Genomic DNA, 11,253 nt, shown 5'->3' on the forward strand with positions numbered 1-11,253 from the left:
GTCCGCCACCGGGCGGGCTCCCCGCCGCGCTCAGCCGGCCGACCCGCCGCGCCCGGCCGGCTCAGCCCGCAGTGCTGCGCGGCTCGAACGCCGGCCACGAGCCCGGCGTCTGCGTGCCGAACCGGGGCGAGTCGGCGGCCAGGTCCGGGTGCTCGACGTGCAGCGCCAGCGCCGCCACCTCGTCCAGCCGCAGCCCCGTACCGGCCCCGTAGGCGGCGTCGAACGCCTCGTCACCCAGCACCCGCCGCAGTTCCGCCTGCCGGGCCGACCAGTACGGGCCGTATATCCCCGGCGTAGCCCGCAGGTTCGCCCGGGTGGCCTGCGCCGCCCCGAACAGCCGGGCCGCCGCCAGCGCGTCCCCGGCGAGCGCGCAGCGCACCGCTATCGCGTTTATCGTGTCGCAGGCCCGGCCCAGGTAGCCGTGGCTCATCCGGGACCGCAACGCCACCAGCAGGTGCTCGTGCGCGGCGACCAGATCACCCCGCGCCAGGGCCACCATGCCGAGCAGCATGTCCACCGACCGGCCGCCCCGCTCGGCCGGCCGGGCCGCCTCGACCGGGCGGGCCGCGGCGAGCAGGTCGGCCGCCTCGTCCAGCGCGCCCCGGCGCCAGAGCAGCTCGGCGAGGTTGTAGACGGCCAGCAGCGCGTCCCCCACCACGTCCTGCGCGTACGCCCAGTCGATCACCTCGCGGCAGATCCGCTCCGCCTCGGCGAACTGCCCCATGTCGACGAGCGGCGCCGCGCGTCCGGCCAGCACCCGGGCCAGCAGACCCCGGTCGCCGGACTGCCGGGCGGCCGCCTCGGCCCGCTGCGAGTACCGCAGCTCCTCGCCGAACTCGCCGTCCGCGCCCGCGTGCAGCGAGTGCATGTGGTACGCGGCGGCCAGCTCGGCGTCCGGCATCGGCTCACCGGTCTCGGCGAGCCGGCCGTAGAGCCGGAACAGCCACAGCCGCCCCTCCCGGGCCAGGCCGCGCTCCCGCCACCACTGATCCAGGTCACCGGCGAGCGACAGACCCGACCGGGCGCTGCCGCCGGTGGCGCACCAGCGCAACGCGGCCCGCAACTCGTTCGCCAGCGGATCGAGCGCGTACAGGGAGAGCGTCACCGGGCGGCCGTCCGGGCCCAGGTGCGCCCGGTCCAGCGCGTGCCGGCACCAGGCGACGTGCCGGTCCCGGGCGCTCTGCTCCTCGCCGGCCTCGACCAGCCGCCGCGCGGCGTACGCGCGGATCGGGTCGAGCATCCGGTAGGTGCTGCCGGACGCGTGCGGCTCGGCCAGCACCATCGACTTGTCCACAAGCACCGAGAGCGGGTCGAGCGGGTCCTCGTCGAGCAGCCACTGCACGGTCGGCAGGTCCACCGGCCCGGCGAACACCGCCATCCAGCGCAGCAGCCGGGCCGAGCGCGCGCCGAGCGTCCGGTACGACCAGGTCACAGTGGCCTGGATGGTCAGGTGCCGCTCACTCGCCGACCGCTGCACCGCCCGCGTCGCCGGAGTGGGCGGTGCGGCGCCGGTCGCGGCGGCCACCAGGTCCACCGTGTCCTGCTGGTTGCCGCTCCAGCCCGCCTCCACCGGCGGCGGTTCCGCCGTCTCCCGCCCGGCGTCGAGCGTGCCCAGCATGTCGTCCAGCCGCTCGGCCAACTGCCCGGCCGAGAGCACCCGCAGCCGGGCGGCGGCAAGCTCTATGGCCAGCGGCAACCCGTCCAGGCGGCGTACCACCCGGTGCAGGTCCGCCTGCTCGGCCGGCTCCGGCGCCCGGCCGCCGCGGGCCACTGCGGTACGGTCCAGCAGCAGCGCCACCGCGTCGCTCCCCCCGCCGTCGGGGCCCTCGTCCACCGACAGCGGCGGTATCCGCCACACCACCTCGCCGGGCACGCCGAACGACTCCCGGCTGGTCGCCAGCACCCGCACACCCCGGCCACCGGCGAGCAGCCGGCCGATCACCTCGGCCGACGCGGCGGTCTGGGCGTCGCAGGTGTCGAGCAGCACGAGCATCCGGCGCGGCGCCGCGTACTCGACGAGGGTGTCGACCATCGGCCGGCCGGGCTCCGGGCGGAGGCCGAGCACGGCGGCGATCTCGAACGCCACCAGCCCCGGGTCGGTCACCGCGGCGATGTCGACGAACCAGACGCCGTCCGGGTAGTCCTCGACGAGTCCGGAGGCCAGCTCCACCGCCAGCCGGGTCTTGCCGGCGCCGCCCGCGCCGAGCACCGTCACCAGCCGGTACGCCTCGACCAGCCGCCCCAGCTCGGCGCGCTCGGCCTGCCGGCCGACGAACGAGGTGACCTGGGTGGGCAGGTTGTGCGCCGTCGCGTCGGCGGTACGGGGACGCGGGAACCGCCGCTCCAACCCGGGCGCGACGAGCTGGAACAGCCGCTCCCGGTCGTCGAAGCCGCGCAGCCGGTGCAGTCCGAGGTCCAGCAGGGACACCCCGTCCGGCAGCGGGTCGGCGTGCCGGGCGGTGGCGGCCGAGCAGAGCACCTGCCCGCCGTGCGCGGCGGCGGCCACCCGGGCGGCCCGGTGCACCTCGGGGCTGGCGTACTCGCCGTCGCGGGGCTCGGCGTAGCCGGTGTGCAGTCCCATCCGTACCCGGGGGGTGGCGTCCGGGTTGGGCCACTCGTGCCCGGCGAGCGCGCGCTGCGCGGTCAGGCAGGCGCGGACCGCGGCGGCGGCGTCGGGGAACGCGAGGAAGAACGAGTCCCCCTCGGTCAGCAGCTCGGCTCCGTCGGTGCCGGCCAGGGTGTCGCGCAGCAGCCGCCGGTGCTCGTGCAGGACCGGGCGGTAGACCGGGCCGAGCATCCGGGCCAGCCGCGTCGAGCCCTCGATGTCGGTGAACACGAAGGTCACCCACCCGCTGGGGAGGTGGTGTCCTTGCGACATACGTCGAACCTCCGCCCGGTGACGTCGGGTTCATGCTGCCCTATGGTCGCGCCGTCACGCATCGTGAGAACGGCTGGGCAGATTCCGCCCCAAGGTGCCAAAAGATCACACCGGCGGCAAGACCCCGATCGACCCGCGGGACGGAATGCGGAAAGTCAGCAGCCGCAGGAGCCGCCGCAGCAACCACCGCCGCTGGGAATCCCACCACTCGGGGCGGAGCCGCCGCGTCCGGTGACGGCCACCGTGGACAGCAGTTTCACCGTGTCGGCGTGGCCCTGCGGGCAGGCGGCCGGCTGCGCGGCCTCGGCCATCGGACGGCTGACCTCGAAGGTGTCGCCGCAGGCGCGGCAACGGAACTCGTACCGGGGCATGTCCCAAGCGTACGGCCGGGCCTGACGTCGCCACCCGGATGGGTGATACTCGACGGGTGGTGGACGGCGAACGGCGAGCGACGGCCCGGCCCCTGCGACCCGCCGCGCCACCCGACGACGGCACCCCCGCCATCCCGCGGCCCCGCAAGGCCGGCGCCGAGCCCGGCGAGAAGCCGCATCGCGAGCCGGACGCCAAGCACGACGCGGACGCCGAGCCCACCGGGAAGCCGCAGCCCGAACCGGCGGTGAAGGCGGACGGCGAACCCGGGACGGGCGGGGACGAGCAGCCGGAGTCGAAGGCGTTGTCCGAGGCGGCGGCCGAGAGCGGCGGGCGGCGTCGGCGGATGCCGTTCGCGCACGCCGTCCGGACGCGCCCGAGGCAGCTCGTCGTCGGCGCCGCCCGGGGCACCCGTGCCTGGTCCCGGCGGCCCGGCGGGCGCACCACGCTGCCCGCGCTGTTCCTGCTCGCCCTGGTCGCCGCCGCCGCCACTGCCGGTGCGGTGGTCGTGCCGGCGGCGGTCGGCCGGCCGGAGACGGTCGCCGAGGCCACGCCGTCGCAGAGCGTGCCGCAGACCGCGGCGGCGCCCGCCACGCCGCTGTTGCCGGAACTGACCGGCCTGCCCGGCACCGCCGCGCCCACCGGCACGCCGCTGCCCGGTGCGACCACCGCCCCGGTGCTGCCCGCCGGGCGCCCGGCCGACGCGCTCACCGGCTGGGCGCAGCGGGTCAGCGCGGTGACCGGCGTCCCCGTGGTGGCGCTCCAGGCGTACGCGTACGCCGAACTGGTGCTCGCCCAGACCAACCGTGGGTGCCAGCTGAGCTGGACCACGCTGGCCGCCATCGGGTACGTCGAGTCGCGCCACGGCGCGGCGAACGGCGCCACGCTGCAGGCCGACGGCCGGGCCCTGCCGGAGATCAAGGGAGAGCCGCTCGACGGGCAGGGCGGCCGGTCCCGGATCCTCGACACCGACCAGGGGCTGCTCGACGGCGACCGGGTCCACGACCGGGCGCTCGGCCCGATGCAGTTCATCCCCACCACCTGGCAGGAGATCGGTGCGGACGCCGACGGCGACGGGGTGAAGAACCCGCACGACATCGACGACGCGGCGCTGGCCGCCGGGCTCTACCTGTGCAAGGGCGGCCGGAACATGACCATCCCGGGTGACTGGTGGGGCGCCATCCTGTCCTACAACGATGTGCGTCGGTACGCCCAGGCCGTCTTCGACAAGGCCGACGAGTACGGCAGGCTCAGCCGCAACGTGAGGTGACGGCTCGCGTACATTCGCGGACTGAACCCTTCCCCCCGGCTGCCGTTGACGGCAAGCTAGACGGGTGATGGTGCGCGAGTGGGATCCCAGGACCGCGTCGTCCGCCGAGATCGCGTCCCTGCTGGACACGCTGAACGCGGTCCTGGCGGCCGATCTGCCGCAGGATCCGCCTTGGCGGGAGAGCTCCATGCGGGAGTATCTGTCCGAGGTGATGCCCGGCGAGCGGCGGATCTCGTGGGTCGCGCAGGACGACGCCGCCCCGGACGGCACGGCCGGTGCGATCCTCGGGCATGTGCACGTGCTGCTGCTCGGCGGCATCGGCGTGCTCGAGGTGCTGGTGCACCCGGCGGTCCGGCGCAGCGGGATCGGCCGTGAGCTGGTGCGGGTGGCCGCCCGCCGGGCCTGGGACGAGGGCTTCCAGTCGATCGGCGTGGAGGTGGTCGGCGACACCCCGGCCGTCGGGTTCTACGAGTCGCTTGGCTTCACCCGCGACTACGTGGAGACCCGCAGCGTGCTCGACCTGCGCTCGGTGGACTGGCCGGCGCTCACCGAGATGGCCGCCGAGGTCGGCGCGGGCTACCGCGTGGAGTTCTGGCCGGGCGGCCCGCCGGACGAGCTGATCGAGGCGTACGCGCGGGCGAAGGCCGAGGTGCGCGACTCCGACGACGTGGAGCTGCGGCCCAGCTCCTACGACCCGGACCGGCTGCGCGACAGCCTCGCCACGCTGCACCGGCGCGGCATGAAGCCGTACATCGTGCTCGCGTTGCACGAGCAGACCGGCGAGGTGGCCGGGTTGACCGAGGTGGTGGTGCCGGCGCAGCACCCGACCCGGGCCGACCAGTACGACACGATCGTCGTGCACGACCACCGCGGCTACGGCATCGACCGGGCCATCAAGGCGCGGATGCTGCTGGAGCTGCGCTCGGCCGAGCCCGAGGTGGCCGAGGTGCAGACCTGGAACGCGCAGGACAACGAGTCGATGCTGAAGGTCAACGCCGAGCTGGGCTACCGCCCCGACCGCGACTGGTGCGAATACGGTGTGGACGTCGCCGAACTGGTGCACCGGCTGGACAGTCACCGCTGACCGTTCACCGCCCGGCCATCGAAGGGCTGGACGGTGTACCCACGAGAGCCTTAACGTTCGTTAGTTCCTGTCCACCCATCGTGGAGGCCCCATGCGCCCGCGCCGCACCCTCGCCGCGCTCGCGACCACCGCCGCCGTCACCCTCACGGCGATCGCTGTCGCACCCACCGCGGCCAGCGCCGCGCCCACCGACCTCTTCATCTCCGAGTACGTCGAGGGGTCGTCGAACAACAAGGCCGTCGAGCTGTACAACGGCACCGGCGCCCCGATCGACCTGGCTGCCGGCGGCTACCAGCTCCAGCTCTTCTTCAACGGCGCCACCACCTCGACGAACGTGGCCCTGACCGGGACCGTCGCCGCCGGTGACGTGTTCGTCTTCGCCGCCGCGGCGGCCGCGCCGGCGATCCTCGCCCAGGCCGACCAGACGTACTCCGGTTCGCTGTTCAACGGCGACGACGCGATAGTGCTGCGCAAGGGTGGCACGGTGGTCGACTCCCTCGGCCAGGTCGGCGTCGACCCGGGCACCGAGTGGGGCAGCGGGCTGACCAGCACTGCGGACAACACGCTGCGCCGCCTGCCGTCGGTGACCGCCGGCGACACCGACCCGGCGGACCCGTTCGATCCGGCCGCGCAGTGGGCCGGCTTCGCCACCGACACGTTCGACGGGCTGGGCAGCCACACCGTCGGCGGCGGCGGACCGGTCGACCAGCCGGCCACCCTGGCCTGCGGCGGCGCGCTGACGCTGTCGGCGGGCGCCACCGCGACCCGCGAGGTGACCGCTACCGACGCCGACGACACGATCACCGACCTGGCGGTCACCTCGGTCGTGCCGGTGCCGACGAGCGGCTCGATCAGCCGTACCGCGTTCACCCCGGCGACCGCCGACGGCGGCACGGCCACCGCGACGCTGACCGCCACCGGCCTGCCGGCCGGTGGCTACGCGGTCACACTGACCTCCACCGACGCCGACGGCGACAGCGCCACCTGCACGCTCACCGTGCAGGCCACCAGTGTGCTGTCGATCGGCGAGGTGCAGGGCCGCACCGCCGACGACGAGGACGGCCGCACCGACCGGTCGCCGCTCGCGCCGGCCAGCGGCAACGGCACCAGCTCCACGCTGTACGACGTACGCGGCGTCATCACCGGAATGTCGCTGACCCGCAGCTCGGCCGGGGCCGACCAGTGGGGCTTCTACCTCCAGAGCCGGCTCGGCAGCTCCGACGGCGACCCGCTGACCTCCGACGGCCTGTTCGTCTTCATGGGCTCGTTCACCACGCTGATCGGCGGGTACGCCCCGACCGTCGGCGACGAGGTCGTGCTGCGCGGCCGGGTCTCCGAGTACTTCAACCAGACCCAGCTCTCCGGCGCCTCGCTGGTCCGCAAGCTGGACTCCGGCCTCGACGTGGACACGGCGGTCCGGGTCGACGACGCGGTCCCGCCGGCCGAGGCGGCCGCCGCCGACCTGTTCTGGGAGCGGCACGAGGGCGAACGGATGCGGGTACGCGCCGGCAGCGGCGTCTCCGCGCCCCGGCACATCTACTCCTCCACCGCCGACTCCGAGATCTACGTGCTGGACCGCGAGGACCCGATCATGAAGCGGTCCGACCCGTACGCCCGGCGCGTGTTCCGGGACGCGCACCCGCTCGACGACATCCCCGGCACGCTGTTCGACAACGGCAACAACCAGCGCATCCTGCTGGGTGCGGGCGGCGTGAAGGCGACCGCCGGCGACTCCCGGGCGCTGCTGCCCGAGGCGCGCACGTTCGACACGCTCACCGAGGACGCCTACGGCTCCGTCTCGTACGCCTTCAGCAAGTACAGCGTGCAGCCCGAGCAGCTCACCCTGACCGGTGGCGCCGACCCGGCCGCGAACCACCCGCCGCAGCCGGCCGACCGCGGCAGCGAGGTAGCGATCGCCACGTACAACGTGGAGAACCTGTACGACTACCGGGACGACCCGTTCGACGGCTGCGACTTCGCCGGCAACACCGGCTGCCCCGGCGTCAGCCCGCCGTTCGACTACGTGCCGGCGAGCCCGGAGGCGTACGCCGCCAAGCTGGCCGCGCAGGCCCGGCAGATCGTCCAGTCGCTGCACAGCCCGGATCTGATCCTGGTGCAGGAGGCCGAGGACCAGGACATCTGCTCGGTGGTCGACGGCGCGCTCGCCTGCGGCGACACCGACAACGCCGACGGCGCGCCGGACACCGTGCAGGAGCTGGCGCTCGCCATCGCCGCGAACGGCGGCCCGGCGTACGCCGCCGCGTACGACCGGACCGGCGCGGACGCCCGGGGCATCGCCTCGGCGTTCCTCTACCGGACCGACCGGCTGACGCTGGCCGAGGCGACCGCCGCGGACCCGCTGCTCGGCTCCGCCCCCACGGTCCAGTACCGCTCGGCGGCGCTGCCGTCCAACGCCGACGTGCAGAACCCGAAGGCGCTCAACGCGGTGCTGCCGGCCGACGTGGACCGGTCGACCGGCGTGGACGGCAGCAACGTCTACACCCGCGCGGCGCAGGTGGCCCGGTTCAGTGTGAAGGCCGGCCCCGGATCGACCGAGCGGTTCACGCTCTGGGCGGTCGCCAACCACTTCTCGTCCGGGCCGGACAGCCGGGTCGGGCAGCGCCGTGAGCAGGCCGCGTACGGTGCGGCGATCGTGCAGGCGGTCGAGGCGAGCGACCCGAACGCCCGCGTGGTGTACGGCGGCGACCTGAACGTCTTCCCCCGCCCGGATGACCCGATCGCCACCGCCCAGAACCCGACCCCGTCGGACCAGCTCGCCCCGCTCTACGAGGCCGGGCTGCACAACCTCTGGGACGACCTGGTGAAGGAGGCGCCGGCGTCGGCGTACTCGTACACCTTCAGCGGCCAGGCGCAGACGCTGGACAACCTGTTCGTGAACGACCCGATGCACGACGACCTGGTGCAGGTACGGACGGCGCACATCAACGCCGACTACCCGACCGACGCGCCGGAGCTCGGCGACCGGGGTGCCAGCGACCACGACCCGCAGGTGGCCCGGTTCCGGTCGCGCGCCTCGCTGCGGGTCGCGGACGCCTCGGTCACCGAGGGAGACAAGGGCACCAGCACGATGACGTTCACCGTCACCGTGTCCCGCCCGCTCTCCGAGCCGGCCCTCATCTGCGCCACCACCTACGGCACCACCGCCCAGGCCGGGTCGGACTACGACCCGTACGTGGGCTGCCGTGTGCTGGCCGCGGGCCGGACCTCGCTGACGTTCCCGGTCGCCGTGCGCGGCGACCGTAAGCGCGAGGCGGACGAGAAGCTCACGCTGTACGTGGCCGGCGTGCCGGGCCTGCGGCTGGCCGACCCGTCCGGCGTCGGGACGATCCTGAACGACGACTGAGCGGTGTGCCGCGGGGGGGGGGGGGGGCGGGCCGCGCGCGCCGGGGGCGGGGGGGGGGGGGGGGGGGGGCGCGCGCCCGCCCCGGGCGCGCGGCCCCGCCCCCGCCCCCGCCCCCCCCCCCCCCCCCCCCCCCCCCCCCCCCCCCCCCCCCCCCCCCCCCCCCCCCCCCCCCCCCCCCCGCCGCGGTATCCGCACCGTTGCGGGTCGGGCGGGGGCGGCACGCTCCGGTACTTGGCCACCCGCACCTCCCACTGGCTGCGGCGGCGCAGCCAGTCCCGGACCTCCCGGTTGCGGTAGAACGTCTCCGGCGGGCGGGCCAGCCCGTACCGGTCGGCCCACCACTCCCCCGGCTCCGGGTCGGTGACGATGTCGAGGTGGGACGGGTACCGCCGCTCCGCGCCGTCGCGCAGGTCGGCCCGGTCACGCATCGGCTTGAGCACCCGGCCGGCCTCGTCGACGACCACGAGCCGGAAGCCGGCCGTGCCGACGATGCGCGACAGCATGGCCAGGCTCGGCGTCAGCGTCCCCGCCTCGATACGCCCGATAGTGCTCGGATGCACCCGGGCGAACCGGGCCAGCTCGCGCTGGCTGGTGTCGGCCCGGCGACGCACCGCCCGGACGATCCCCGGCGCCGGGAACGGCACGTCGAACGGCTCCGTGAGCAGAGCCGGCCCGCCGTCTGCCGCCGCCGAGGCGGGCACGCCGGGTGCGGTGGGCGTGCCGGATGCGGTGAGCGTGCCGGATGCGGTGGACGCGCCGGGTGCGGTGGGCGCCTCCGGCTCGGTGTCGGCGATGTCTGTCACGCCGCCCACGGTCCCGCCCCCGCACCGACCGGGCAACCCCGCTCTCCCCCCCCCTGTGGAAAACCCGGGATGCGACGTCCGACCCCGCTTGGCAGCGACCGTCGGCACACACAGAGAGTGATGCTCACTCAGCGTTAATACCTGTCGCCAAAGCGAGTGACCTGACCGCAGCATTAACCAGGCTTAAGCGGACATAAACCTCGCGATCGCCGCGGCAGAGATAACTACCTCGGCAGACTTTGCTCTGCAGCCACCGACGCAGCGCTCACGATTCGTGACAGTTGCGCCAATGGCTGCAGAGCAAAGTCGGTGAGGGGTGAATTGCCCCGCGACCGAAAAGATACGCTCAGTGACCGCCTTGGGCTGTGGACAACGTGCGGCGACCACAACGAGGAGGGCGAAACCGAGGAACTCGGCGAGCCGAGCCCCGGCCGCCGCCGCACGAGCCGACAGCACGGGCCACGTCGGCCGAGCAGCGGTCAGTAGGTCAGTAGGTCAGTAACGCTCGCGCAGCAACTGGGCGGCCTCGACGGCCCAGTAGGTGAGGATGATCTGGGCGCCGGACCGGCGGATCGAGGTGAGCGTCTCCAGCATGACCCGCTCCCGGTCGATCCAGCCGCTCGCGGCGGCCGCCTCGACCATCGCGTACTCGCCGGAGACCTGGTAGGCGGCGACCGGGACGTGCACCGCGTCCCGGACCGCCGACACCACGTCGAGGTAGGGCAGCGCCGGCTTGACCATCACCATGTCGGCGCCCTCGGCCACGTCCAGCTCGACCTCGCGCAGCGACTCGCGCAGGTTCGCCGGGTCCTGCTGGTAGGTGCGCCGGTCCCCCTCCAGCGCCGACTCCACCGCGTCGCGGAACGGGCCGTAGAAGGCGGAGGCGTACTTCACCGCGTACGCGAGCACCGACACGTCCTGGTGCCCGGCGGCGTCGAGCGCCTTGCGGACCACGCCGACCTGGCCGTCCATCATCCCGGACGGCCCGACCACGTGGACCCCGGCGGCGGCCTGGGCCACCGCCATGTCGGCGTACGCGGCGAGCGTGGCGTCGTTGTCGACCCCACCGTCCGGGGTGAGCAGACCGCAGTGCCCGTGCGAGGTGAACTCGTCCAGGCACAGGTCGCTCATCACCACAGTCGAGTCGCCGACCTCGGCGATCACGTCCCGGATCGCCGTGTTGAGCACGCCGGCCGGGTCGATGCCGCCGGAGCCGGTCTCGTCCCGCGTCTCGGGCACCCCGAACAGCATGATCCCGCCGACCCCGGCCTGGACCGCCTCCGCCGCGGCCTTGCGCAGCGAGTCCCGGGAGTGCTGGAGCACTCCCGGGAGCGACGCGATGGCCCGCGGCTCGGTCAGGCCCTCCTTGACGAACATCGGCACGACCAGCTCGGCCGGGTCGACGCGGGTCTCGGAGACCAGCCGCCGCACGGCCGCGTTGCGGCGCAGCCGGCGGGGCCGGATCTCGGGGTACGGCATGACGGG

General features: G+C 74.4%; 6 protein-coding genes and 1 pseudogene. 3 read left to right on the forward strand and 4 right to left on the reverse strand.

Annotation, left to right across the window (positions count from 1 at the left end; translation table 11 throughout):
- Nucleotides 1-61: 61 nt before the first annotated feature.
- Nucleotides 62-2,878 (reverse strand): ATP-binding protein, encoded by a 2,817-nt coding sequence (locus AC2CHG_RS13160; RefSeq protein ID WP_262013161.1) that lies wholly within the window; start codon nt 2,876-2,878, stop codon nt 62-64.
- Between the two features lie 155 nt (nt 2,879-3,033).
- Nucleotides 3,034-3,249: an FmdB family zinc ribbon protein gene (locus AC2CHG_RS13165; protein ID WP_194801505.1), complete on the reverse strand. Its 216-nt coding sequence runs from the start codon at nt 3,247-3,249 to the stop codon at nt 3,034-3,036.
- Between the two features lie 56 nt (nt 3,250-3,305).
- Here AC2CHG_RS13165 and AC2CHG_RS13170 point away from each other — a divergent pair, with 56 nt between their 5' ends.
- From AC2CHG_RS13170 to AC2CHG_RS13180, 3 genes are all read left to right on the forward strand, one after another.
- Nucleotides 3,306-4,517, forward strand: coding sequence for a lytic transglycosylase domain-containing protein (locus tag AC2CHG_RS13170; RefSeq protein WP_366625805.1), 1,212 nt, complete (start codon nt 3,306-3,308; stop codon nt 4,515-4,517).
- A 67-nt stretch (nt 4,518-4,584) separates the two neighbouring features.
- Nucleotides 4,585-5,601, forward strand: a complete 1,017-nt coding sequence (locus tag AC2CHG_RS13175) for a GNAT family N-acetyltransferase (protein WP_402814654.1) — start codon at nt 4,585-4,587, stop codon at nt 5,599-5,601.
- Nucleotides 5,602-5,692: 91 nt separating this feature from the next.
- Complete coding sequence (locus tag AC2CHG_RS13180) at nt 5,693-8,965, forward strand: lamin tail domain-containing protein (RefSeq protein ID WP_402814556.1); 3,273 nt, start codon at nt 5,693-5,695, stop codon at nt 8,963-8,965.
- Between the two features lie 485 nt (nt 8,966-9,450).
- Here the strand turns inward: AC2CHG_RS13180 and AC2CHG_RS13185 are convergent.
- Nucleotides 9,451-9,942 (reverse strand): annotated as a pseudogene (locus AC2CHG_RS13185) (helix-turn-helix domain-containing protein); the annotation flags it as partial.
- Nucleotides 9,943-10,263: 321 nt separating this feature from the next.
- On the reverse strand, nt 10,264-11,247 hold the full coding sequence (hemB, locus tag AC2CHG_RS13190; RefSeq protein WP_484524832.1) for a porphobilinogen synthase: 984 nt from the start codon (nt 11,245-11,247) through the stop codon (nt 10,264-10,266).
- Between the last annotated feature and the right edge of the window lie 6 nt (nt 11,248-11,253).

It is taken from the genome of Micromonospora sp. ATLC20 (assembly GCF_057196585.1).